Annotated in this window: 13 protein-coding genes and 1 pseudogene; 9 read left to right on the top strand and 5 right to left on the bottom strand. The window is 62.4% G+C overall.

All coding sequences use genetic code 11. The features are described 5' to 3' along the window. A pseudogene (locus tag KDL09_RS24785) lies at positions 1-752 on the bottom strand (cytochrome C); the annotation flags it as partial. A 134-nt stretch (positions 753-886) separates the two neighbouring features. Between KDL09_RS24785 and KDL09_RS24780 the strand changes: the two are divergent. The 5 genes from KDL09_RS24780 to xerA are packed head-to-tail and all read left to right on the top strand — an operon-like array spanning position 887 to position 6393. Continuing rightward, positions 887-1579, top strand: coding sequence for a response regulator transcription factor (locus tag KDL09_RS24780; RefSeq protein WP_294391500.1), 693 nt, complete (start codon positions 887-889; stop codon positions 1577-1579). Further along, positions 1557-2972 (top strand): HAMP domain-containing sensor histidine kinase, encoded by a 1416-nt coding sequence (locus KDL09_RS24775; RefSeq protein WP_294391497.1) that lies wholly within the window; start codon positions 1557-1559, stop codon positions 2970-2972. The genes KDL09_RS24780 and KDL09_RS24775 overlap by 23 nt, the downstream gene beginning before the upstream one ends. 54 nt (positions 2973-3026) lie before the next feature. Continuing rightward, positions 3027-4688 (top strand): FMN-binding protein, encoded by a 1662-nt coding sequence (locus KDL09_RS24770; protein WP_294391496.1) that lies wholly within the window; start codon positions 3027-3029, stop codon positions 4686-4688. A 23-nt stretch (positions 4689-4711) separates the two neighbouring features. Continuing rightward, positions 4712-5500, top strand: a complete 789-nt coding sequence (locus KDL09_RS24765; RefSeq protein ID WP_294391494.1) for a hypothetical protein — start codon at positions 4712-4714, stop codon at positions 5498-5500. Between the two features lie 5 nt (positions 5501-5505). After that, positions 5506-6393, top strand: a complete 888-nt coding sequence (xerA, locus tag KDL09_RS24760) for a site-specific tyrosine recombinase/integron integrase (protein ID WP_294391492.1) — start codon at positions 5506-5508, stop codon at positions 6391-6393. Between the two features lie 6 nt (positions 6394-6399). Here xerA and KDL09_RS24755 read toward each other — a convergent pair whose 3' ends face one another. Further along, on the bottom strand, positions 6400-8724 hold the full coding sequence (locus KDL09_RS24755; protein WP_294391491.1) for a heparinase II/III family protein: 2325 nt from the start codon (positions 8722-8724) through the stop codon (positions 6400-6402). A gap of 220 nt (positions 8725-8944) precedes the next feature. Between KDL09_RS24755 and KDL09_RS24750 the strand changes: the two genes are divergently transcribed. Then, entirely contained in the window at positions 8945-12181 is a 3237-nt protein-coding gene (locus tag KDL09_RS24750) for a hypothetical protein (protein WP_294391489.1), read from the top strand. A gap of 199 nt (positions 12182-12380) precedes the next feature. Further along, positions 12381-21251 (top strand): hypothetical protein, encoded by an 8871-nt coding sequence (locus tag KDL09_RS24745; protein WP_294391488.1) that lies wholly within the window; start codon positions 12381-12383, stop codon positions 21249-21251. On the opposite strand, the gene KDL09_RS24740 is transcribed toward KDL09_RS24745, so the two are convergent. Continuing rightward, positions 21242-21865, bottom strand: coding sequence for a SprT family zinc-dependent metalloprotease (locus KDL09_RS24740; RefSeq protein ID WP_294391486.1), 624 nt, complete (start codon positions 21863-21865; stop codon positions 21242-21244). The two genes, KDL09_RS24745 and KDL09_RS24740, sit on opposite strands and share 10 nt — an antisense overlap. 3 nt (positions 21866-21868) lie before the next feature. Then, positions 21869-22750 (bottom strand): serine O-acetyltransferase EpsC, encoded by an 882-nt coding sequence (epsC, locus tag KDL09_RS24735; protein ID WP_294391484.1) that lies wholly within the window; start codon positions 22748-22750, stop codon positions 21869-21871. Positions 22751-22886: 136 nt separating this feature from the next. Between epsC and KDL09_RS24730 the strand changes: the two genes are divergently transcribed. Together KDL09_RS24730 and KDL09_RS24725 are read left to right on the top strand one after the other, a co-directional pair. Beyond that, positions 22887-25352: a DEAD/DEAH box helicase gene (locus tag KDL09_RS24730; RefSeq protein ID WP_294391481.1), complete on the top strand. Its 2466-nt coding sequence runs from the start codon at positions 22887-22889 to the stop codon at positions 25350-25352. A gap of 59 nt (positions 25353-25411) precedes the next feature. Continuing rightward, a complete protein-coding gene (locus KDL09_RS24725) occupies positions 25412-26170 on the top strand; it encodes a purine-nucleoside phosphorylase (protein ID WP_294391479.1) in 759 nt (252 codons plus the stop codon). Between the two features lie 6 nt (positions 26171-26176). Here the strand turns inward: KDL09_RS24725 and bioB are convergent. After that, a partial coding sequence (gene bioB, locus KDL09_RS24720) for a biotin synthase BioB (protein WP_294391477.1) occupies positions 26177-26926 on the bottom strand: 750 nt, incomplete at its 5' end.

Below are 26926 nucleotides of genomic sequence, written 5' to 3'. Positions count from 1 at the left end.
TGATACAGTCCTTCCGACGCAAAACCCGCCGCGGCGAGCGCGGGTGCGTAGAGCGGATTACCGGCGTTCTTTTCATCGTGCAATCGCAGGATGTTCAAGCGGAAGTCGCGCTTGTCGTTCGCATCGTTCACCCAGCCCGCGGCAGGCATCCCCGCCGCACCGGAACCGGACTTGTGACAGGCGCGGCAGTCCATCTCGTCGGACACCGGCGCGACGATATCCGTGCTTGCCAGCACGCTGCCGCCGGTGCTTTTAACGACGACACGCAGCAGCGGATACGGATTGCGCTGCCCGCCATCGTCCGTCGGCGTGATGGGAATGCCCGCCGCCTCGAACCAGTTCATGCCCGCGTCCCAAGTCATCGTCTGCGGCGTGTTGGCCGCACCCGGCATCGATTTGCCGGCGAGACCTTGATCGACGTTCAAGTTCGCGCCGAAGAGCACGGCGGCATAGTCATAGAAGTTCGTTTTGCCGAACGACGTCGTGTTGATCGAGCCGTCCGGATTCGCCGCGGCTTCATACGTCACCGTGATGCCCGCGGCCATGGGATCGGTGATCAAATGCCCTGCGGCGTCCATGACCTGCGCATTGATCGTGTTGAATGGCGGCAGGATGGAGAAGACGGAATAGTCATCATCCATGCAGTGCATGCCGAGGTTGTTCCAGGCCACGACCGTCCACTGGCCGCCGCCGGCAAATCCCAGTGCGGGCAGCAGCGTCAACGCAGCGATCAGATGGAGGTTGGATTTCATGAGCACACGCTGCGCTGTCGAACACGCATCGACGGATTTCGCCACAAGCGGCGCGGACGTTCACGTTATCGTTTGGTAATGATCGTTAAAATGAGTGCTTCGAGCCGGGGGCTGTGTGTATGCTGCGGGCCGCCATGCACATCCTGCTCGTCGAAGATGATTCTGAACTCGCCCGCCAGACGGAACTCTGGCTGCGCGAGGCGCATCATTCCTGTGTCTGGCGTGAGCGCGGCGCGGAAGCGCTGATTGCGCTGGCCACCGAGCCTTTCGACGTGGTGATCCTCGACGTGGGACTGCCGGACATGGACGGCTTCACCGTCGTGGAGCAGATGCGGGTGCGCGGTTTCACGCTGCCCGTGCTCTTTCTCACCGCGCGTGACAACGTGACTGACCGCGTTCGCGGTTTGAAGGCCGGCGGCGATGACTATGTGACCAAACCGTACGCGGTGGAGGAACTGATGGCTCGGCTCGAAGCGCTGCAACGTCGGGCACAGTCCGTGAATGCTACGGGCGGGCCGGCGGCACCGGCGCGCATGCTCGGACGCTGGACCCTCGATCCGCTGCACCGTCGCCTGCGGTCGGGAAACGAGACGATCGATCTGCAGCCGCGCGAGTGGACGCTGCTGGAAGTCTTGCTGGCCCATGAAGGCCGCACGCTGACGAAGAAGTTTTTGCTGGAGAAAGTCTGGGACATCCAGTTTGATCCGGGCACCAACGTCGTGGATGCGATGATCTGCCGCCTGCGGCGGAAGATCGACGAACCCGGCCAGCCCTCCCTCCTGCAAACCGTCCGCGGCAAAGGCTATGCTCTCCAAGCTGTTTCCTGAACGCCTGCCGTCCACCTGGCGGCTGGGGTTGCTGCTCGCGGTCCTCATGGCCTGCAGCACCGCCTTGTGCATCTCCGTCGCGGGCTGGGCCATGAAACAGAACCTCAGCAGCATCGCACGCACCGTGGTGCTCGATGACCTGGGTGAGTACGCTGTGCTCTACAACCGCAACGGGCTGAAGGAGATCAAGGATGTTTTTGCCGCGGGCGGCCACGAAAACGATCAGGCGGTGCGCATCACCCAGCCGGACGGCACGGTGTTGTTCGAACAGATTCCACTCGCAGTGGAAGGCTATCGCTGGCCTGCACGGTCGCCGAAAAAACTAAAAACGTCCGAGACCTTGCTCATGACCATTCCACACATGGAAAAGACGCAGGAATTGCTCGCCGGCTGCCAGGTGCTTGCGGACGGCAATTTTCTTTGGTTCGGCCGCACCGATGCTGAGGATCGCGCCTATGTGGAGCACATCCGTGGGCACTTGTGGCTCGCCGGCCTCGCCTCGACTTGTTTCATGCTGCTGCCGCTTTGGTGGTTCGTGCGCCATGTGCTGCGACCGGTTCAGGACATGATGCAAAGCACGCGCAAGCTGGCGGAAGGCCACACGGACGCACGCTTGCAGGCCCCGGGCGCGGTTCCGGAACTGCGGGCCTTCGCCACCGCTTTCAACAACGGCCTCGACCGCATCGACGCGCTCACCGCCGAGCTGCAGAGCGCCAACGACAACCTCGCGCACGAGCTGCGCACGCCTCTGGCACGCATCCGCGGAAACTTGGAAACCTACCACGATCACATCGACAACGAGGTTGCCCGCGATGCCGCGGCCCGCGGCCTGGAGGAAATCGACCGCGCAGCAGAACTCGTGCAGACCATTCTCACCACCCGTGCCGGCGAGCACAAGGCGCTGAAGCTGCATCTCGAAATCATCGACCTGCGCCAGTTGCTTTCCGACTTGCACGATCTCTACAAGGCCGCCGCGGAGGAGCGCGGCCTGAGTTTTGTCCTTGAGGCCTCGGAGTCGCGCTGGGTGCTGCTCGACCGTCAGCGCATCAATCAAGCGGTCGCCAATCTGCTCGACAACGCCTTCGCCTACACACCGCGTGGCGGCATCATCACGCTGGTACTCACGTTGCATGGCGAAGAGGCGCGCATCTCCGTGAGCGACACCGGCCCCGGCCTCGCACAGACGGATCTCACGAAAATCTGGCAGCGCTTCACCCGCGGCAGCGCCTCCAGCGCCAGCACCCCCGGCATGGGCCTCGGCCTCAGCCTCGTGCGTGCCCTGGCGCATGCCCACGGTGGCCAGGCCGGCTGCCGCAATCGCGACGAAGGCGGCGCGGAATTCTGGATCGACCTGCCGGCTGGCGATCCGCTCGTCAGCGCGAACGTGGTGTGATTTGCCCGCAACCCGCACTTCTCTTTTTCGCAGGCGACTGCTAACGATGCACGCATGTCGTCCCACCGCTGGAAACCTGCCGCTCTGCGCCTCTGGCGTGTGGCACTGCTGGCGCTGGCGGTCCTTGCCATCCGGCGTACGCATCGGCCGGTGGTGCAGGAACTGACGGTGGATCGTATCCGTGATTTTTTTCCTGCCGCCGCGGCTTTGACGCCGCAAAACGGCATGCAGACGGTGAAGGACGAATCCGGGATCACGCTCGGGCATGTGATGCAGACCTCGCCGGAGGCGGATGACATCATCGGCTACTCGGGACCGACAAACACGCTCATCGCACTCGATGCACGCGGCAGGGTGCTCGGTCTGCGCGTGCTGAGCAGCGGCGACACGACGGATCACCTCGCCGAGATCGTGCGGGAGCGCTCGTTCTTCAAACAGTTCACCGGAAAGAAGGCTGACGAAGTGGCCAACCTGAAGGTGGATGCCGTCTCCGGTGCGACCCTGACCAGCAGCGCAATCGCGGAAGGTGTGCTGCGCCGGCTTGGGAAAAGCGCGACGACCTCCTTGCGTTTTCCAAACGAGATCACGCTCGCCGAGGCGAAAAAACTCGAACCTCGTGCCGCTTCTCTGCGCGCTTCGAAGAAGCATCCCGGTTCACACGAAATTCTGGATGCCACCGGCGCCGTGATCGCGCTGGCCGTGCGCACCACACCTTCGTCCGACGGCGTCGTCGGCTACAAGGGACCGAGCGACACGTTCATGCTGATGGACCCGGCAGGATCGACGCTGCGCGGCATTGCACTGCGACGCAGCTACGACACGGAGCAGTATGTGGGCTATGTGACGGGTGATCCGGCCTTTTTGAAGACGTTTGATGGCATGACGACCGAGAAGATCGCAAACATCGATTTCAATGCGGCGGGGATCGAAGGCGTCTCGGGTGCCACACAGACGAGCTACGGAGTGGCCGAGGGCGTGCGGGTGAGGGCGGAGGCGCTGCTCAAAGAACGCGAGGCGCAACGTGCCTGGTGGCAGTTGATTCGCTGGCGCTGGCAGGATGCAGGACACATCACCATCATTCTCGCGGCGTTCGCGATGGCCTTCACGCGACTGCGCGGCGTGGCCTGGTGCAGGCATCTGCATCATGCGCTGCTGGTGATCTATGGCGGCTTCATCGTGGGTGAAATGCTCTCGCAGGGTCTGCTCGTCGGGTGGGCGACCCATGGCATGCCATGGCGCAATGCGCAGGGGCTCGTGCTGCTCGCCGCTGTGGCGCTGCTGGGTCCCATTTTCACCAGCAGGCAGCTTTACTGCCATCACATCTGCCCGCACGGCGCCCTGCAGCAGCTCGTGATGCGCCGCCTGCCGTTTCACTGGGCTCCGTCAAAGAGGCTCGATGCATTGCTGTCCAGGCTGCCGTTCGTGCTCCTCGCCTTCGTGTTGTTCAGCGTCACATTTGCCTTGCCCGTGAACTTGAATGCGCTGGAGCCGTTCGACGCGTACCTGTTTCGCGTGGCCGGATGGGCGAGCATCGGCATCGCGGTTGGCGGATTGTTGTGGTCCTTCATCACACCGCTGGCGTACTGCCGTTATGGCTGTCCGACGGGTGCGTTGTTCAAACTGCTGCGCTTCACCGGCGATGCGGATCGCTTTGGCGCGCGCGATTGGATCGCCGCTGCATGTGTGACAGCCGTTCTTCTCTTTGCTCCGGGCTGAAACCCGGCTACCAAACACCCTACATGCCTCTTATTTCCCGTTTAGAATCCAAGTTCGGTCGTTTTGCCATCCCGGGACTCGTGCAGATCATCGCGCTGTTTCAGCTGCTGGTGTTGTTCATGGTGATGTTCATGAAACCGGAGGGCGCGGAGGCCTACCTGCGGTTTCTGGAGCTGAATCCTGCGCGCGTGATGCACGGCGAGGTGTGGAGGCTGTTCACGCATGTGTTCATTCCGGGCCACTTCTCGCTGATTTGGGCGCTGATCGGCACGCTGTTCATGATGTGGATCGGACGTGGCCTGGAGGCGGCGTGGGGAGCGTTCCGGGTCAACCTCTACATCTTCGGCTGGATGTTCGCCGTCACGGTGGGCGCGCTTTGGTTTGGCTGGCCGGCTCCGGGACTGTTTCTCTATCAAACGCTGCTGTTCGCTTTTGCGACTCTGTTCCCGAACGAGGAAATCTATTTCTACTTCGTCCTGCCGATCAAAATGAAGTGGGTGGCGGCGCTGAGCGCAGGGATGACGGCGTTTCTGGTGATGCGTGATCCCTCATTGTTCCTGCCGGTGCTGGCGGGTCACCTGAACTTCCTGATCGCGTTCGGACCTGGATTTCTGAGCGAGCGTGCGCGGATGGCCCAGGTGGCCTCACGCCGCAGCAAGTTCGAGTCCGCGAAACTGCCGGAGGGAACGTTTTTCCATCAATGCTCCGTCTGCAAAAAGACGGATCTGGATGATTCGCATCTGGAGTTCCGTGTGCTGGATTCAGGCGAAGAGATCTGCAGCGTCTGCCGCGCGAAACAGACGGGAGGGTGAACGCCATGGCCGACAAGCTCGTTGACGAGTTTCTGGAGTTCATGGAGGTGGAGCGCCGCTCCTCGGAACGCACCCTGGCGAACTATGGCCTGGCACTGCGACAGTTCCATGAGTGGCGCACGCCTTTCAAGGGCTGGGAAAACCTGACGGCGGATGACTTCCGCGCCTTTCTCTACGACCTGATGAAGCAGGAGCGCGGCAGGGCGACGATCCGCCTTCAGTTCGCGGCGCTGCGCAGTTTCTTCAGATGGCTCACACGGCGGCGCGGATGGAAGACGAATCCGCTGCTGGAGGTGCAGCTGCCCAAGCGTGAGAAAAAGCTGCCCGTCGTGCTCACCGTGGCGCAGATCGAGCAGATGCTGAGCCTGCCGTTGACGATGGAAAAAACGAAGCGCGATGCGGTGTGGGCCCCGGAGCGTGATGCAGCGATCCTCGAACTGTTTTACAGCACGGGCATGCGCTTGAGCGAACTGGTCTCGCTAAACGTCGAGGACATCGACACCTACACCGAAACCGTACGTGTTTTCGGAAAGGGCAGCAAAGAGCGCCTGTGTCCGGTCGGCAGCGCAGCGCTCGAGGCGGTGCAGCGTTACCGCGCGAAGGCGGGCGTTCACGATGGCGCATTGTTCCTGAGCAAGCTGCGCAAACGCCTCAGCATTCAAGGCGTGGACGACGTGGTGAACAAATACTGGCGCGCCTCAGGCCTGCCGATTCATCTCACGCCGCACAAGCTGCGCCACAGCTTTGCCACGCATCTGCTGAACAACGGCGCCGACCTGCGCAGCGTTCAGGAACTGCTGGGCCATGCGAGCCTTTCGACGACGCAAATCTACACGCACGTCTCCACGCAGCGCATGAAAGAAGTCTATGAAGCGGCGCATCCGCGGGCGTGAGCTCCGTCACTTCGCCTTCACCCATTCCGCGATGGGCTGATGCGTGTGCGCTGGCGCCGTCTCGGCAGTGGTGAAGGTGATGCAGAGGCTTTGCGGGCCCTTGGCTTCCGGAATGACGGCCTTGAGCACACGCACCTTCTCTTTGACCAGATCACGGGCCTGCTCGCTGGCAGCCTCAGGAGGTTCACCCGTCGAGAACGTGGCACCTGCCGGAGACACAATGGTGGCCAGCAGGGTCTTGCCGCCCTGCGTGAGTTTTGCCGTCGCACCTTCGGTGAGGATGTCGGCCTTGGTCTGCATGTTCCAGGTCATGGTCTTGGTGTTTTTCACCTGCAGATCGTCCTGAATGACCAGATAGGGCGCCTCGCCACGCACGACCATCACACCGCGATGCACATCCTTGGCATCTTTGGAGTAGGCCTTCGACATGTCGATCACACCCACGCCACGCTCCGGCGTGGAGGCACTGAGGAGCACTCCGGCCCGGGCGTCCTCATCCTGGTTGCCGTCAAACATCAGCGTGTTCTGACCTGCGGTGCCGGCGAGATAGAACGCGAAGCGCTTGGTGCGATCGGCGCCGGGTTTCACCTCATAACCTGAGGCGCGGTCTCCTTCGGCGCCCAGTTCGAGTCCCCAGCGCTGGCCGCCTGCATCCAGAACGAAGCTGCCGATGTCGAGCTGAGCCTTGTAGTCCCGATTGTCACCGCCTTTGACCGCCAGAAATAGATCCGTCTTCTCCCAGCCGGAGCGCACGGTGGCGACGATACCGCCGGGCATCGCGTACTCGAGACTGTCCGCCGTGCCATCACCGGCCGCATGCGGGTTGTAGTAGATGTAGTTGCCGGCGTTGCTGAAGAATGCGGTGGAGACCGCCGTTTTCGCGCCCGGACCCACCGCAGGAATCCCGGGATTGCCATGCAGTCCGCACAGCCAGGTGGCCACCCAGGGCCGGGTGGCGCCAGTCGCCGAGTTGTCGCCAAAATTGAAGGGCTGGCCTGAGGGGCCGTAGAGATGCATGCGCGCCACGCCGAACTGCGGAATGCCTTCCAAAGTGGTAAGCCCGAGGTCCTTGCCAGCCGCTGTGCGCAGAGACTGGATCACCATGGCCGCGTAATCCATCACGGCATCACCGCTGGCGAGTCCTTCCGGCCACACTCCGGCAGGAGCAAAACGCTGAATGCCCTCGCCAAAAACCTTCGCACCGGCTGAAGCGGCCTTTTTGGCGATGTTCACGTCTTCGTCGGCAAAACAAATCGCGGCGAGGAGCAGCGCCGAAGCGGCGGCCATCTTTTCCTGACCAGGAGGCACGTCCTCAGCTTTGGCAGGTGCGCCTTTGGCCTTTCCTTTGGCCGGAGCCTTGGCGGGTGCCGTCTGTCCGCCCGAAGTGCCCATGGCTGTTTCCGGCACGGGCTCGTCATTGATGTGCGCCACCAGGGCATCGATGCCCTTCTGATCCAAGAAGGCGCGGATTTCAGCCGCCTGCTGCTGATTGAAGCCGTCGCGGAACCAGTCGTAGGCCAGACAGACAGCGATGACCATGTCAGAGACGGCCTGGCTGTCTTCGGGATGCCAGTCACGGAAGTTGGACTTGTCGCAGAGGAGAATCGCCTCACGCACCGCACGTTCCTTCCACTTCAAGTCGCCATCGCCATAATGCAGCGCGCCCAGCAGGCCCATGCGATAGATCGCCCGCGAGCCTTCGCTGACTTGACCGCGAATCTCGCCGTTCATGCGGTTGAGCTCAGGATCCAAAAGCAGCGCCTCCCCCGAAGCCTTCAAAGTTTCCATCAGCTTCGCGAGCACCGGATCCACGGCGAGCTGACCTTTGATCGCCGCCCAGCCGGCTTCGTTTTGCAGCAGCCGCGGACGCACCTTGGCGATGCCACCGAGATAGTCGTTCACCCCCGGGGCTTTGAACTTCGAAACAGGGGTGATCGTGAATGCCGGACGCGGAGGGGCGGGCTTTTTCACCGCCGCAGCTTTGGCTCCGCCTTTCGGAGCAGCCGTCGGCGTCGCGGCAGGAGTGGCAGCGGGCATTGCCACCGCAGGGGCCGCAGGAGCAGGCGCGGCCTGCATGGCGGCATAGCGCGCCTTGGCATACTCAAAGTCGGCGGGGATCAGCGTGGCGATCGGCACATCGAACTCGCGACCGTCCTTCATTTTGATCTTCACCGTCTTCGCCACCGCATCGACGGAGACAAACGTGGCCTCGATTTGCTTGCCGGCCGTGTTCGTCCACATGCGGAACTCCTCCGCGAGCTGCGCGCGGGCGCTTGAGAAGGCAAGCAGGCCAATGGAAACGAAAGTGAAGAAACGCGGGGCGGTTTTCATGACGGGATGGTTGTGTGGACTAAAGCAGCGAGTCGGAGTGCGGAGGTCAAGCTTAAACGCAGAGTGGCAGTCTCTGCTTGGAGGAAACCTACGGCCCCAAGAAGTGATCATCTGCAACGTGCTGCCCGGTGAATTTACCGATGCTTTACGTTCTCCACGCTCGTCATGCGTCAGTCTTCCTGATAAGAATTTCCCGAAATCCAACCCAGCCGACTCAATTATGCGTGCGCTTCTGTCTCTCCTTCTGGTGTCCTGTTTCTCAACCGCCTTAGCCCAGGAGTCCGCTCCGGTGCGCGAACGTGAACGCCGCGTCTATGTGCCGTTCGACGAACTCGAAAAAGTCTTCAAGGACGGCGGCAAGGGCGTCTTCCTCCCTTATCGCGAGTTTCTCGATCTTTGGAACGAACTGACGATCAAACGCGAAGAGGATGACAAGCCGCCGCCCGCCGAGGCCGTCATCGCGAAGGCCGAGTACACCGGCCGTGTCGAGGGAGACAGCGTCATCCTCGATGCGAAGATCACCGCCGAGTCCTTCAAGAAAGGCTGGGTGCTGCTGCCGCTGACGGAAAAAGCGGCGCCCGGCATTGGCGAGGCGGAAACGGGCAAGGCGGTGCTGCGCTCGCGAGCAGATGGCAGCGATCTCATGCTGCCGGAGAAGGGCATGTATGAGATCACGCTGAAGATTTATGCGCCGATCATCCGCAGCGCCGGCAAATCACGCGTCACGCTGAACCTGCCGCGCGCCGCCGTCTCGCGGCTGAACATCACCGTGCCGGGGGAAGGGCTCGAATTTGAGCTCAGTCCCGCCGCGGCCTTCACCGCGCAGGCCGAGGCCGGACAGACGCAGTTCGCGTGCTTCTTCGGCGCGGGGTCGCAGCAAAACATCGCGTGGGGCGCGGCGCAGGCTGTCACACAGATGAGCCCGCTCGTGCTCGCACAAAGCAAACTCAGCACGCAGATCGGCACCGGTTCCGTGGCGACGACAGCCGACCTCGCGTTGCGCATTTTGCGTGCGCCAATCAGCGAATTGAAGATCGCGCTGCCTGCTGATCAGGAAATTCTCGGCGTTACCGGTGCGGGCATTCGCGAATGGAAGATCGATCCTGCCGCCGCGGGCCGCAAAACGCTCGTGATTCTGCCGGAGAAGCCGCTGCGGGATGATTACGCGCTCAAACTGCAGCTCGAAGGCCCCGTGGCGAAGCTCCCGGCCGTGGTCAACGTGCCCGACCTCGAAGTCATCGGTGCCGCCCAGGCGCACGGCGAAGCGGTGGTCAATGCGGAGTCGCAGCTCGATGTCACGCCGAAGACGCTGACCTCCACCGCACGCACGCAGGCCGGTGGCAACGCCGGCGTCGGCACCTTCCGCATCCTGCGTCAGCCGTATCAGCTCACGCTCGATGTCGCCGAGGCCAAATCCCAGGTCGAGGTGAACAGCCTCACTCGCGTGAACGTGAAACGCGACGTCGCGACGCTCACCGCGGAGCTGAACTATCAGGTGCGCCGCGTTGGCATCTTCGAAGCACGCCTCACACCGCCCGCAGGCTGGACGGTGACCGATGTGAAAGGTCCAATCGAATCCTGGAATCTCGAGGGCGCCGATGTCGTGATCAAACTGCCGAAGCAAACCGCCGGTGATTTCAAAGTGAACCTCACAGCGCGTCAGACGCGCAAGGTGGCCACGGATGATTTCATCATGCCCGTGTTCACGCCGCAAAACGTCACGCGACATGAGGCGCTGGTCGGCGCCACGATTCATTCCAGCCTCGAGCCCAACACCAAAGAACTCGGCGACTTCCAGCAGGAGGACGTCAGCGCCGTCGGATCCGGACAGCAGCAGGAGGCGAATTCGACCGAACTCGCCTTCCGCTATCGTGATGCGGCCAAGCCCGCCGCCTTGAGCTTGAAGAGCCGCAGCTCGCAGGTCAGCGTGGAGGTGCTCACGCTCGTCGAGGTGAAGGAGCAATCGACGCGTCACACCTGGACGCTCGCGTTTGATGTCGCGTATGCGGCCACGGACCGTTTCGTGCTCGCCGTGCCGAAGGACGTCGCGGGCGAGATTCGCTTCGTCGATCCACAGGTGAAGGAGATCAACAAGGAGTACAAACCCGCGCAGCCGGTGACGCTGCCGGATGCGGACAACTACGCGCTGTGGGAGGTCGTGCTGCGCAGCGAACGGCAGGGCGCGTTTGCGTTGAGCCTGAATCTCGAGCGGCCCATCGCTCTCGAAGCAGGCAAAACGGGCAAGCTCGACCTGCTGCACGTGCATGTGCCCGGCGCGTTCCAGGAAACCGGCCAGGTGGCCGTGGTGAAGGCGGACAGCCTCGAGATCCGCAAATCAGAGCCTGAGACACTCGAAGAAATCGATGCTCGCGAGCTGCGTGCCGAATTGCAACGTCCCGGCGTCTTCCTCGCCTACAAATACCGCTCGCTGCCGATCAAGCTCGGCGTCGAACTCGCGAAGAACAGCTTCATCGCCGTGCCGCAGGCCGTGATCACGCATGCCGATCTCATCACCGCCGTCGCCACCGACAAGGCGCAGACGACCGAGGTGATCTACTGGGTGAAGAACAACGACCTGCAGTTCCTCGTCGTGAGTCTGCCGAAAGGATCGCGCCTGCAGTCGGATGTGTTCGTCAATCGCGATGCCCAGCAGCCGATGCGACGTGAAGGCAGCGAGGACATGCTCGTGCGCCTGCCAAGCGGCGATGCCGCGCGTGTCGCGTTTCCGGTGCGCTTCGTGTTTGAATCCCCCAGCCCGAATCCCGGCGAAAAACTCGGCTGGTGGGGCAGCATCAGTGTCAATGCGCCGCAGGTCGCCGATGTCGGCATCATGGAGACGCGACACACCGTGCTGCTGCCGGAAGGCTGGCACTACACGAGCTTCGACGGCCCACTGACGCCTGAATCGAGAAACCGCTCCTGGCAGACGATGCAGAGCCTCGTGAACACGCTGCTGCCTGCCTTTGGTCCGCAGCTCGACACGCTCGATCAATCCCAATGGAGCCAGGTTCCCGCTGTCGCAAACGACGTGCGCACACTTTATGGTTTCCAAGTGCAGCAGCAGGGCCACCGCGAAGTGCTGCATCGTCTCGGACCGCCCGCCGAGATCGACGTGGGATTCCGCGGCAGGCGCATCACGTTCTTCTATCAGGCGCTGGCGTTTCTGATCTCGCTCGCCGCCGGCATCCGCGTCTGGAACGGCAGCCCCGCCGACAAGCTGCGCTACCTCGCCATCTTCGGTCTTGGCGCGATGCTTCTCACCGGACTGTGGAGCGCCGCCAACGTTCCCGTGCTGCTCGCCGCAATGCTGGCGGCAATGATCCTCACATTTACGTGGATCTTCCGCAGCATGCTCGGCGCCGGCCTGCGCGTGTGGCGATGGTTGCTCGAGTGCTGGAACCGTTGGCAAGCCAAACGCGCCGCCAAATCCGCCGCTGCAACTCCAACCGCCGAGTGAGATGAAAACGTTTTCGCATCTGTTTTCACACCAATGGAGTGAAAGGGCACGCAGCCCCTCACCCTACCCCTCTCCCCCAAGGGGCGAGGGAACCAGAATTTCTCCCTCGCCCCGCTTGCGGGGAGAGGGCCGGGGTGAGGGGTTTTTGATTGGATATCTTCGGGCGCTCGCATTCGTCATTCTGCATTCGTCATTCGCCATGTCGGCGGAGCCGACGCGCCAGGAGCTCTGGGTGCCGACGAAGAACCTCGACACCGTGCTCAAAGCGAATCCGAACGCCGTCATGCTCTCGCCCGAGCAGTACGACGCGCTGGTTCGCGACGCAGGCAAAGTCAAACCCGGGGAAGATCCCAAAACCGCGCCGCCCAAACTCATCGCCATCGAAGGTTTGCGATTGAGCGGCAAGGTGGAACCGGGTGCGGCGAGTGTGACACTGCAGGGCGAGCTCTCCCTACATCTGCCTTCGAAGGAATGGCTCAGCACGAAGATCCCGTGGCCTTTTGCGATGAGCCAGGTGTCTTCTGAGGGCAAGGTGCTGGCGTATGTCGAGAAGGACGAACTGATCGTCTTCGCCCAAGGGCCTGACGTCGCAAAGCTGCGCTTCGAAGCGGTCGTTCCGATTCATCTGCGACTGCGGGCAGGTGAGCGCACGCTTGAGGTTCCCGACGTACCGTTTGGCGGCGCGTTGAATCTCGAGCTGCCATCAGGCGTGCGTTTGCTGGCCGGTTCAGCGTATGAGCGCAGTTCGGATGCGATCAAAGTCGCCTTCGATCATCGGGGCTACAACGACAACGAGTCGAGCATCAAACCCGGTATGCCGCGTGCGTTCCGCGTGCGCTGGATCGAAGCGCCACCCCAAGTGGTGCCGCCGCCATATCTTTTCTCGGAAACGGCTCAGGTGGCGTTTGGAGTGACGGAATCCGCTGTGACTTCGATCGTCACTTTTGGTCTTCGTTTGCAGGCGTTTGATTCGCGTGAAAGCAGGGTCACATTGGAAGTGACGGGCAAGGACACACAGGTCACCGATGTCACCGGTGCCGCTGTTCGGAGCTGGAAGCAAACCGGCAACCTGTTGGGCGTGACCTTGGAGCGGGATGGCGGGATGAACGACATCACCGTGAACCTTCAACGGACGGTGGAATCCGCGGCAGAGGCAGGCGAGCTGCCGGTGATCGCGCTGAATCCGCCGTTGCGAGCACAGGCAAAGCTTCAGCTCGCCACCGATGTCGATTTCCTCGATCTCGTGGGTGCGAAGCAGACGCAGCAGAACTCGTTCGAGTTCCAGCTCGGCGTCGATCAACCAAAGCTGGTGCTGCGCACGTCGAAACCACGGCTCGAGTCGGACGTGGATGTCATCGCACGCATCGACAAGGACAGCGTGCAGATCGAGCGCAAGATCATGCTGCGCAGCGACCGGCCGGTGAATGAGATCAAGCTCACGCTGCCCGCAGGAGAGGAGTTCAACGCGATTCTCTCAGAGACGGTGGTGTCCAACGCAGTGAACAACTTGTTGAACACTGGGACGGTGTCGCAACAGGCGCAGGTCGCAGGCGCGCCGAATGCCACCCCTCAGCAGCAAGAACGTCTCATCACGCCAAACATCGTGAGCCAGCCGGTTTTCACGCAGCGGGTCGTCACACCCAACATCATGAGTCAGGATCTCGCTGATAAATTCATCACGCCAAACAGCGGTACTGCGGTGACGACCGGCTCACCGTTCCGGCTCACGTGGCGGCGCGTGAGACAGACGATTGCGGTTCTTCCGGCACAGCCGTTGTCGCCGACGAACTCGCTGGAATTCAGCGTCACCTCACGGCTCAAGCTGACGAAGGCGTGGAAGGGACCGCGAACACCGGAGACGATGACGATCGAGCACCTGCAGATTCCTGAAGCGGTGAAGGTGGCAGGCTACACGGCGCTGGATTTCGACGATGCCTGGCGTGTGTCATTGACGGAGGCAAAGGGCCTCGAAGACCGCGATGCGCGGCTCACGCCGGTGAAAGGGCGCATGGCATGGTTTGGACTGCGCGAGCACACGCTGACGTTTGACGTGGAGCGCGCCGAAGCGGTGTTCTCCACCGAGGTCACGGCGTATGCGCTGCCGCGTGCACGCACGATCGAGATCGAGGGACAGTTCGCTCTCGACATCAGTGGCGCGCCACTGCGCAGTTTTCAGGTCAAGCTGCCGGTGGAAAACGCGAAGCTGCTGCGCGTGACCTCGCCGCTCGTCGGCGAGCAGCAGCTCGATGAAGCGACGGGCGTGTGGACCTTCACGCTGCGACAGGAGTCGAAGGGACGGCAGAATGTGCGCTGGCGGATGAGCCTGCCTGCGTCGTCCTCGGGCACAGCAGAAACGACCGACAAGAATGTGCCCATCACCGCCACGCTGCCGCATCTCGAGCTTCCACAGTCGCGCCGCTTCGCGGGAACGTGGGTCATTGAAGCGAACACGGACACGCAGCTTTCGACGCAGATGCAAAACATGCAGCCGCTGGATGTGCTGCGTGTGCCCACGGTTACCGGGTATCAGCCACGGCATCGCATCACGAGCGCGTTCACGTTCGGCGCAGGTGAAAACGTGCTCACGATCACGGCGCGGCGTCACGCGCACTCGGAACTGGCCGCGCTGGTGGTCAATCGCATGAGTTTGATCTCCGTGCTCGGCACCGACGGCCACAGCCTGCACGAGGCCACGCTCGATCTGAGTCATTCCGGCGAGCAGTTCGTGAGCCTGCACCTGCCGAAGGACGCGGAGCTGCTCAGCACGTCGAGTGGCGGTCAGGCGGTGAAGCCGGTGCGCGGCGTCGAAAATGCGATCGCCATTCCGCTACCCGCCGGTTCCGCGAACGCACCGCACACCGAGGTGCGCGTGCAGTTTCGTCAAAACGGCGCGCCGTGGAATCGCAGCGGCACGCAGAACCTCGAACCCGTGCGCATCGTTGGCAACGTGCCCGTTTTGAGCACCGACTGGTCCGTGCATGCACCGGCTGCATTTGGCTACGCGAAAGTGGACACCACACTGGAACAGGAAGGCGACCGCGAGATCGAACCACTGCGCAATCCGGTGAGCGTTTTGTGGGATGCCATCCAACTGCCGACATTCGGAAGGGTAGAGAAGGAATTTCTTCCCGGCGGCCCGGCTCCTGTTTCCGCGATGGCGAATCGCGAGATCGCCCGCCGTTATGCGAGAATTGAAGATGCTCGCACAGCCATGGATCGCGGTGACAGGCTGTTCAGCCAAGGCGACTATGACGCAGCGCTGAGTTCTTATCACGCCGCCGTCAATGCTCTGCCCAACGCGCCGGAGACCAAAGATTGGCTCGATCTCGCCCAGCTCAAGCAGGCGGACTGCAGCGTGGTGGTGGCGCGGGAACGGGCGAAGGCGGGAAAACACGAAGAGGCGCGGCAGCTTCTCAATCAGGCGCTGCAACTCGTGCCCGGACACAAGGCCGCAACCACCTTCATGCAGCATCTGAACGATCCCGACCGTTGGCCGCCAGCTCTCACTGCGGAACATGTGCAAAATGTCACCAAAGTGCAGACAGGTCTGCTGCTGGCGAACTCAAGCGTCGACATCGGCAACTACGACACCGCCATCTCGCAGTATCAGGACGTGCTGCGCAACGATCCCTACAATAGTGCAGCTCGACGCGGCATGGAAAACGCCGAACGCCGCAGGCAGGAGTACTACAAGAGCGCCTACGATCATCAGCGCGCCAGGATGCTGGCGCAGGTGAACGAGTCTTGGGAAGACAAGGTTCCGACTCAAGCAGCTGCGGTGACGTTGAACTACGGCACCGGCCGGTCTCCGGGCGCCTACCTGACGGAGAAGATGAACAAGATCATTTTCCCCTCGGTTCAGTTTCGGGGAGCGACGGTTGAAGAAGCCATCGAATACCTGCGCGTGAAATCGCGTGATTTGGATACGTTCACCGACTCTTCAGGGGTCAAGGGGGTAAACATCATCCTGCGAAACGGTGAAGCACCATCGAAGACAAGCATCAGCCTCGACCTCAAAGACGTGCCGATGAGCGAGGCGTTGCGCTATGTCACCGAGCTGGCGCAGATGAAGTACAAGGTCGAGGCGCATGCGGTGGTGGTGGTGCCGATCACGGAGAACGCCAGTGAGCAATACACGCGTGTGTTTCGTGTGCCCCCCGATTTTCTGAGCCGCATGCAGACAGACCAGGCGGGAGGACCAGCGGCTCCAGCGGATCCCTTTGCTGCGGCGGCTCCGAGCGCCGGTTCCGCGCTGATTGCCCGTCCCACGGCGAAACTTATTCTCGAATCGCAGGGTATCACATTTCCCGATGGCGCAAGCGCTTCATTCAATCCAGCCACCGGGCAGATCGTGGTGCGCAACACGCAGGCGAACTTGGATTTGGTGGAAGCCTCCGTGGATGCTTTGCGCACCGGTCAGGACCGAGACGGTGAGTCGCGCTTTCTTCTGGAATACACAGGTAAACAGCAGCTCAAATCCGGCCTGATCCCGCTGGATGTGGTGCTGCCGGAGACGGGGAGGCTGCTGCGGTTCCATGGAGCGCAGCCGCCGGAGGCGTTGGCACTGCGTTACACATCATGGTCGCAGCAAATCGTGCGGGCGATGCTGGCGCTGGCGCTCGGGCTGGCGTTGTTCTGGCGATATGGACGACAGCGGCCCTGGTTCCTGTCGCTGCTGGTCGTGGTGCTGGCCGCATGGGGCGCTCCGCTGCTGTTTGACGGGACGTGGCTTGCGTTGTCGAACGCCGTGGCCTTCGGCTGGCTGTGCGGGCTGACGTTGCATGTGCTGGGCCGTTTGTTTGCCTTCATTCGTCCATCAGCAATCGAGAGCGAAGGACAGAAGGCGGACAGCCTGATGTCGTGGGTGCGCAGCCTGCGTTCATTTGTCATTCGTCATTCCGCATTCGTCCTTTTGTTCGCTCTTAGCCCTTCGCTCTTTGCAGAAGAAAAAGCTCCGCTCGCCGATCCGGCGGCGCACACGGTGATCATTCCGTATGATGCGAAGCTGCCGCTCGCGGAGCAGAAGGCGGAACGGTTTTACCTGGGCTACGAGGAGTTTCAAAAGCTGTGGAAGCTGGCGAAGGAAAATCGCAAGGCACTGGCGGCAGAGGCGGATGCGACGCAGCACGCAGTAATTCACAGCGCGTTGTATCAGGGACGCATCGAGGAACGCGGCCTTGTTCTGGAAGCACGCATCACCGCGACGACGCGCGGTGAGTGGACGAAGCTGCTGCTGCCGTTTGCGCAGATCGTAGGCGGCAAAGAAACAGCGAAGGCACTCGTGGGCGAGGTGCGGGTGGATGGCAAGGCGGCGGCACTGACCAACAACCTGCTGACGCTGGAGCATCCGGGCACTCATGCGATCGAACTGACGGCGACGCTGCCGCTGCCACGTGACTGGCAGGATTTGACTCTGCAACTGCCGCCGGCGTTGTCCGGCATGCTGGCGCTGCACACGCCGAAGTCGGATGGCTGGCTGCGGGTGAACGAAACGGCCGCGAGCACGGTGGAGGAACTGACGGACGCACGATTGTTTACGCAGACGCTGGGAACGCATCGTGAAATGCGCCTGCAGCGTTCGTCACGCGGCCTCGAGCGCGGCGAAGGGCCGGTGCCGGCGGCGAATGTGCGTGCCACGCTGACCTTGCGTGAGCTGGAGCCGGAGATGGTGGACGCCGAGGTGACGTATGAGTTTCCCGGCACCGTGCGTCGCACGCTCGAGTTTGCGGTGGACGAGAAGAACGGGCTGGAGATCAGCGCTTTGAACATCTACACGACGATTCCGAGTGCAGGCGAAGTGCGCGTGCCGACGATGACGACCCAGACGCGACGTGAGGGAGGCCGGCTGATCTTCACGCTTACGCTGCGGCATGAAGTGAGTCATGGAGCGATCCTGCGGATCACGAAGGCCACGCGGCATCTGAATGCGGCTGGCGTGCGGACGCTGCCGTTGATCTATCCGACGGCTCAACGCGTGAAGCAGGACGTGGCGGTGCTGCATGATGACTCGATGAAGGTGCAGGTGAGCGGAGGCACCGCACAGCGTTCCACAAACGACCAGCGCGGATCTTTGCAGGATGCCGGGCGCTGGCAGTGGAGCGGTCTGGAAGCCCCCACGTATGAAGTGCAGCCGGCCGCGTTGTTTGCCGAGGCAGACGTGGGCTACGTCTTTCAACTGAGCGAGCAGAAGGCGGAGCTGCTGGCGGCGCTGACGCTGAAACGCAAGCACGGCACTTGGACACGGGCGGTGGTGGGACTGCCGGCCGACTACGAAGTGCAGGCGGTGCAGGGACCGGCGTTGAGGGCCTGGCAGCATGAAGGCGCGCAGCTTTATCTGCAGCTCGAACCGAACATCGCGGGCACCGAGGCGCGAGTCGTGGTGCACCTGGCACGTGTGGCGCCGCAGGCGGTGACATCATGGACGCTGGAGCCGCTGAAACTGGAGAACTATGAGAAGGTCGGCGGTAAAGCCTTAATCGTCGCGCACGCGGCGAATGACGTGAAGCTGCCGGACCTGACCCAGCGCAGCGATTTGAAGGAGCTGGATGCCACCGTGCTCGACAGCGTGTTCGCCATCGCTCCGCCGATGGAAAAGAAGCGCGCACTGCAACACGAGAGCGCGGCATGGAGTCTCGACGTGACGCTGACGCGGCAGGCCTCGCGTTTCTCGGCAGATGCGGTGCTGCTGACATTGGCGTCGGATGCGGGCATCCGCGTGTCGCAGCAGGTGGCGATCAGCGTCGAACAGGGCGCGGTGCGTCAAATCAGCGTGCGTCTTCCCGCCACGTTGCCAGAGGCGGTGGTGAGCGGCGCATTGCTGCGCGAGACACGCTCGCGCATCGATGGTGCGGAGCGTGTGTATGACTGCTCCTTTCAAACCGAGGTGCTGGACCGCGCGGCGCTGACCTTTGATCTCGATCTGCCGCTGACGGCGGAACTGGACGTGCCGTTTGTCAAAGTGGTGGACGCGAGCCGGCTCACGCGCTGGTTCGTGCTCGACAACGCTTCCGCACGCGAGGCCAAGATCGCGGCGCAGACGGCCTTGGAGACCGTGGCACGCGAAGCGGTGCCGTATCTGCCGCAAGGTCTCGCACGACCGCAGTTCTTCCACGCCACAGGCGATGGCGCATTGAAGCTCGCGTATCAGCAGCTCACCAGCACGGAAGGCAATGCGGCGCTGGTGACGCTTGCGGATCTGACGACCGTCCTGCGTGCGGACGGCGAACGCTGGGACATCGCGCAGTATTCGTTGATCAATCGCTCGCTGCAGTTCCTGCCGCTGATCCTGCCGGACGGCGCGGAATTGATCAGCGTGAGCGTCTCCGGCGAACCGGTGAGAGCCGACGAAGAGACACAGAACGGCAAACGCGTGCGATTGATTCCGCTCATTCACACGCGCCCCGGACAGCGCGCGCTGGAGGTGAAGCTTATCTATCGCTTCGCGAAAGGCGCAGGCGGATTGAAGTCTGACACCACGCTGGACGATCCTGAACTCGTCGGCTTGTCGGTGGAACGCACGGCATGGACGGTGTGGACGCCGAAGGGCTGGAAGCTGCACGACTTCGACGGCAACATGACCGAAACCGCAGAGGAAGGCCGAGAACTGCAGCAACTCGAGGGCTGGCTCAGTGAACTCGGCGAGGTAAATCGTGCGCTCTCCTCCGGCAAACTCGAATACGGCGATGCGGAAGCGGCTTACCGCGATGCGAACGCGCTGGCGCAAAAGGTGCAGGCGAAGAAGAACGAGATCGCGAGCAAGGTGGGACGTGGCAGGCTCACCATCTCAGGCGGCACGCGATTTGAGAGCGGTCGGCTCGACCAGGAAATCCAGCAACAGGGAGCGCTCTTGAAGGGCAACTGGGACAGCAACTACGCCGGCAGAAAGCAGGATGCGAAAGGTGGCAGAGATCCCGGCCAAGGTCTGCAAGGCAACACCAGCTGGGGCTTCAACGGCAAAGCGACGCCGGATGAACAGCAGGTGCGGCTCGGCGGCGCGAACACGTTCAGCGGTTCGGTCACCACCAACGGCGGCCAGCTTTTCAACGACAACCTGGCCGTGGACAACACCTACTTCGCGCAGGGCGCTCAGGTGCAGCTGCAGGCCGCAGGCACAGGTGGTGTCGTGACAATGGGCGCGGGAACGCTGGAGCTGAATGCAGGCGGCACCATTTACACCGGAGCCACGACGACCAGCGGGGGAACCGTCGTGACCAAAAGCGGCCAACGTGCGGAGATGGCGGCCGGCGGCGGTTCCCTTCAGGCCACAACTCAAGGATCATCCCAAAGCTTCACGCTGAACGGCAGCGGCACGGTCAATGTCGTGAACTCTAACGCCCGCAGCAACAATCTCGGCAATGCCGTTTCCCAAACTCAAGAGGTGGCGACCATGACCGGAGACATCCCGGTGACCGGCACGCTTTTCAATCGCGCCGACATGCAGACACTGCCGGGACACGGCGGGGTGATCACTGCCGCTCCCGCGAGTCCTCCGGGAGTAATGGGTGGTTGGACCAGTCAAAACACTTTGGGCGCAACCAGTCCGCTGGACGTCAACGGTGTGGCCAATTCTTCTCAGGGCGTGGTGACGGGCGCTGGCGTCATTGCGGGATCATCCTCAACCGCCGCACCCCTCATGGGATCTGATCCGTTTGGCGCACCTCCGCCACCGGCGGTGTTGCAAAAGCCGCTGCCTCTTCCCACGGCGGCTGATCCGTTCGGCCGACCTGCTTCCACTCCAGCCGTCGCGGGCCAGCCACCGGCACAGCCTGAAGCAAAGGCGAAGGAGATGCAGGACGGCCGATCTCTGGAAGAAGGAGAAAAAGTCACCCTCGCGCAAACAGTGGCCTCCCTGCGTCCCACAGGACGTCGCGCGCTTGGCATCGACCTGCCGCTCGACGGCACGGTTCATCATTTTTCGAAGCTGAAGGACCACGCCGTGCTCGAGATCGAGATCAAACGCTTCGGCGATCCGAAGACGACCTCACGTCTGCTCGGTCTCGTGGGCGGACTGCTGCTGTGGCTCGTGATCGGCTGGAAGCTGAAACGCCGCAGCCGTCTGGCTCAAGCCTGAGCCTTCAGCACCAGACGAAACCGTCCGTCGTATCTGCCACCGGCATGTTTGTTGCAGCAGTGCAGGCAGGCGGTGGGGCGGCGGAACTTTCGCACGCGCTGCACAGCCGTCTGGCAGGCGGGACAGGCGTAGGTCAGCTTGCGCTCGACCTCGTTGCGCGGCAGCGGCAGGCGATGATGCGCCTTTTCATCGGGAATGCCGAGATCGACACAGGCCTGACGCCATTCCTTGCCATGAGGCTCGATGCGGCGGCGTCCGCTGCGATGATAGGCGATCAAATGCGCCAGCTCGTGCTTCAGCGTGCGGTCCACCTGGCCTTCAAACTCACGCAGCTTCGGATTCAGCTCGATGGCCCAGGCCGGATAGCGCGCGTAGCCCGCCGTGCTGCGCAGGCGCGAGTTCCACGTCACCGTGATGAGCTTCGCCCCACCGGGAAGATCCAGCGCCAGCAGCATCGCACGCGTCTGCTCTTCCAGTTCGGCATCGCGCCCTTCGACGACAGTCTCTTCAGCAGATGATGCGAGCGGCGCCGGCGTCAGATCACGCACGGAGCGGAAGGGCACCCAGCGCGGCAATGCTGAAAAATCAAAGTTGAGCTGGGAGAGATCGAGCATGCGTTACTTCTGCTTTTTGGGCTTCACTTGGTGCTCCTGCTGACTGAGCGCGTAGGTCATGTCCGGCTCCACGCTTTCGAGCAGGAAGACATTCGCGCCGATCGTGCTGCGCGCACCGATGACGGTGTCACCACCGACGATCGTTGCATTCGCATACACGGTAACATTGTCTTCGAGCGTGGGATGACGCTTCTTGCCGCGCAAGGCCTGACCTGCGGCCAGCGAACGCGCCACGAGGCCCACGCCTTGATAAAGCTTCACGTGATTCCCGAGCTGCGCCGTTTCGCCGATCACCACGCCGGTGCCATGATCGATGAAGAAGTGCGTGCCGATCTCCGCGCCCGGATGCATGTCGATGCCCGTGCGGCTGTGCGCCCACTCGGTCATCATGCGCGGAATCACGGGGACGTTCTCTTTGTAAAGCACATGCGCCGTGCGCTGGATCGCAATCGCTTCGAGCCCCGGATAGGCGAGAATGATTTCCTCAAAGCAACGCGCTGCCGGATCGCCGGCATAAGCGGCCTCGACATCCGTTTGCAGCAGCGCGCGGACTTCGGCGAGGCCCATCAAAAAGCGGCACACAAGGCCCGACACTTCCGCGTCGCGGTTCTCCGTGGCTCCATTGAGCCGCAGGCTCCGGCGCACTTCCACGTTCAGGCGTTCCCGGATGCTGGAGACGAGTTCGTTCGTCATCACCTCCAGTTCCTGCGACGACACCGCCTCTTCCGAGAAGAACCCAGGAAACAGCAGGTGCAGGAGATCCTCGCACAACGTCGCGATGGCGCGCTTGGAAGGCAGGTTGCCGCAATCGACATGATTGATCCCGCCCACCTCGCAGTAGGAGGCCATGAGGCTGGTGACGATTTCGTTTTGGCGGCAATCCATGTGATCACAGCGATACCGTGCCGCGAGTTGGATTCAAGCGCCGCGGCGGTGAGAATGCTGTGAATAAGTCGGTCTCGACGTTCCTTTTCACCGACTGCCATTGCGAGCATCCTCACGCGGCACTAAAAGCAAGCGCGTGGTCCCATCCCTCAACCAGCTCAAACTTCCCGATCCCTGGCAGCATCAGGCGGTGAATTTGCTGCGTGCGGGCACGGATGTGGTCGTGAGCGCGCCAACGGGTGCAGGCAAGACGTACATCTTTGAACTGCTGCATTCGGGACGTCATCTGCAGGGTCAGGCGATCTACACGGTGCCGACACGCGCACTGGCGAACGACAAATATGCCGAGTGGAAGGAGGCGAAGTGGAATGTCGGCATCGCAACGGGTGACATCGCGGAGAATGTGGATGCGCCCGTCGTGGTGGCGACGCTGGAGACGCAGCTCGAACGCCTCGTGCGCGGAGAAGGACCGGCGCTACTGGTGATCGACGAGTATCAGATGATCTCCGATCATTCTCGCGGCGCCAACTATGAGGCCACGATTGCGCTGGCACCGGCAGAGACACGGTTGCTGCTGCTCAGCGGTTCGGTGGCGAATCCGGAGGACGTGGTCGCATGGATGCGCAGTCTGAACCGCCAGGCGGAGGTTGTGTTGACGAAGGAACGGCCGGTGCCTCTCGAAGAAGTGCCGATGGAGACGCTGCCGCAGCGTCAGCGGCAGTTTGCCAACTACTGGCCGCGCTTCGCCGCGGCGGTGATGATCGCCGATCTCGCGCCGCTGCTCATCTTCGCTCCGCGCCGCAAGGAAGCGGAGTCCATCGCTCGACGTCTCGCTGCCGACTTGCCGATGGGTGATCCGTTGGAGCTCACACCCGAGCAGCGGGCGGTGTGCGGCAAGGATCTGGCGACGTTGATCGAGAAACGCATCGCCTTTCACCACAGCGGGCTGTCGTATGGCGCGCGCGCTGGTGTGATCGAACCGCTGGCGAAGGCGGGACAGCTTCGCGTCATCGTGGCGACGATGGGACTAGCGGCGGGCATCAACTTCTCCGTGCGCAGCGTGCATGTCGCCGGCACAACCTTCCACGACGGTCGCAGCGAGCACAAACTCGCGCCCGACGAGCTGTTGCAGATGTATGGGCGCGCCGGACGCCGCGGGCTCGATGACAAAGGCCACGTCGTCACCAGCCGTGACAGCCCATCGATCTTTGATGCACGGCCAGCACGACTGCATCGCGGTGCGTTGCTCGCGTGGCCGATTTTTCTGCGCGTGATGAAACACGCGGCGTTGAAAGAAGAGAATCCGTTTGAAGCCGCGAAACGCTTCTCGGAGCGACTCTTCGCCAAAGTGCCGCCACTGCTCGGACTGGAGGATCTGGAGCCAAATCTCGCGCTTCCTGAACTGGAGAATGCCAAGGCGCTGTTCGGGCTAGAAGCGACCGAGAAACAGATTCTGAACTCGTTTGGCGAGTGGGAGCGCAAACACAAACACGCGCTGCAACGTGTGCCGCTGAGCCGTGTGCATGCCACGCTCACCGTTCCGGCCTTCGCGGCGAAGTTCGCGCATGGCATCGGCCGCGTGGGGAAGATCCGACGCGAGAGAGAAGTGACCTATGGCGTCGAGATCAGCCTCGGCACGCCGAACGGCGATCTCATCAAGCCGACGAAGTCGATTCGACGCCTTCTCAAACTGCCGCGCAAGGTGGAGACCGTGCCGCTGGAGGAAATCACCGTGCTGCATGTAGGCGAACTGGCGAAGGCGATTCTCGCGAATGTGGAGGAGGTCGTTCAAGACGTCGCGCCGGAGTTCATTGGCACGATTGAAAAGGAGAACCTCGTGTTCGCCTGCTTCGACCTCGCGCCGGTCGAAGTCATGGCTTACGAGGACGGCCATGGACGGCTGCTGTTTGCACCGCAGGAGCGCAGCATCGTCGTGAAAAATGAAACCGGTGTGAACACGCCCGAAACGGCCACCACCGACCGCGAGCCGCGCATCGGATCACCCATTCACGCGTGGCGCACGCTCGGTCTCATCGATGCGGACGGCGTGCCGACGCGACGCGGCGAAATCTTCAGCTTCTTCCAGCACGGCGAGGGCTTGGCCGTCGTCGCGGCGCTCGAAGACGAGAGTTATCCTGCCGACGATCTCGTGCATCACATGGCAAACTTGCGCAGCGGTTCGAAGTTTGATCTGCCGCTCGACTGCGGCTCCGAACGACTCGCCGCCGTGTGCCGCGGAACGTATGGTTTCGTCATTCATCACGGCTATCTCGAGAACGGCCTGCCGGTCGATTACGGCGAAGGCGCGGCGGAACTGCTCGATGCCATGCTGCATCCGGAGCAGCCCCACGCAGCCGATTTGAAAGCCGGCATCGCCGAGGGCGACATCTCACGCGCGTATGTCGAGTGGCTGAGCCTGCTGCGCCACATCAGCCATGCGCCGGATCATCCGTGGAAGCGCTGGATTGCGCTCAAGGAAGCGGCGAAGGCCGTGTTGAAGCATCACACCAAAACGCTGCGCCACTTCTTCCACCTCGACCTGCCGCCGTTGACGAACAAGCAGAAGCACGGCAAAACGCGGCATTATTTGATGGTGAAGTAGGACAGGCAATTCAAGCATCTACAGTTGAAGCAACGCATTGCCGCTCGAACATTGGCCGCATGAGTCTCGCCCAAATTCAGAACGCCCGCCCTGAAACGGCCATCGTGCTTGGTTCGGGTCTCGGAGGCGTGGCGGAGGCATTTGGGATCGAATGCGAAGTGCCATATGCCGAGGTGCCCGGTCTGAGCGCCTCGACGGTGCCAGGACATGCGGGGCGATTTGTTTTGGCGCGACATCACGAGCGGCCGATCCTGATCGCGCAAGGTCGCCGGCATTTGTATGAAGGACTCAGTGCCGCTGAAGTCACCGCGGGCATTCGTTTCATGCACGAGATCGGAGTGAAGCGCGTCGTGCTCACGAACGCGGCAGGGGCGATCGATGAGCAGTTCCATGTCGGCGGCTTGATGCTCATCACCGATCACCTCAACCTTCAGGGCACCACGCCGCTGCTCGGCGGGCCGAACTTCCATGACATGAGCGAAGTCTATTCGCGGGCTTGGGCGGAAAAATTTCACGCGGCGGCAGTGGAGATCGGTTTGAAGCTGCACGCGGGTGTGTATGCCGGGCTGCTCGGTCCACAGTATGAGACGCCCGCCGAAATCCGCATGCTGCACCGGCTCGGCGCGGATGCGGTCGGCATGTCCACCGTGCCCGAAGCCATTCAAGCCCGCGCTCTCGGCATGGAAGTCGCCGGCATCTCGATGCTCACCAACTGGGCCGCCGGCCTGCGACCGCAGACGCTGCATCACGCCGAAGTCGTCGAAGTCGGCAAAACCGCGAGCCTGTATCTGGCGCGGTTATTGAAGGCGGTGATGTGAACGAAATCAGCAGCACGCGCTCGCCTTTTCCTTCTCGCAGGAATGGTCGCAGCAGGGGCTGAGGGGGACGCCGTTCATGGCCTCGGGGGCTTCGAGGTCGGGGTTCGGCTCCTGAGCGGCGAGGCCGAGGTCGCGGAGGAGCTTCATGTCCTCGTTGGCGCGCGGATTGGCGGCGGTGAGGAGTTTGTCGCCGTAGAAGATGGAGTTGGCACCGGCGAAGTAGGCGAGGGCCTGCGCTTCGCGGCTGAGATTGGTGCGGCCGGCGCTGAGGCGCACCTTGGCCTTCGGCACGGCGATGCGCGTGACGGCGATCATGCGGACGAAGGAGAAGGCATCGACGACTTCGTTGTCGCCCATGGGCGTGCCTTTGATGGGCATGAGGGCGTTGATCGGGATGCTCTCGGGCTGCGGATTGAAATTCGAAATAACCTCCAGCATCTTCAGGCGGTCGTCGATCGTTTCGCCGAGGCCGAGGATACCGCCGCAGCAGACGGACATGCCGGCATCCTGAGCGTGGCGGATCGTGCGCAGACGGTCTTCAAAGGTGTGCGTGCTGACGATGTTTGGATAATGCTCCGGCGAGGTGTCCACGTTGTGGTTGTAGGCGGTGACACCGGCCTGTTTGAGATCGGCGGCTTCCTCAGCGCCGAGTTCGCCGAGCGTGACGCAGACTTCCATGCCGAGCTTGGCCACGTCGCTCACGATGTCGAGCACCTGGTCGAACTTCTGGGTGCCTTTGCGCACGCCTTTCCAGGC

It is taken from the genome of Prosthecobacter sp. (assembly GCF_020439865.1).
Taxonomy (GTDB): Bacteria; Verrucomicrobiota; Verrucomicrobiia; order Verrucomicrobiales; family Verrucomicrobiaceae; genus Prosthecobacter.
This window is presented reverse-complemented; position numbering and strand designations above follow the sequence as displayed.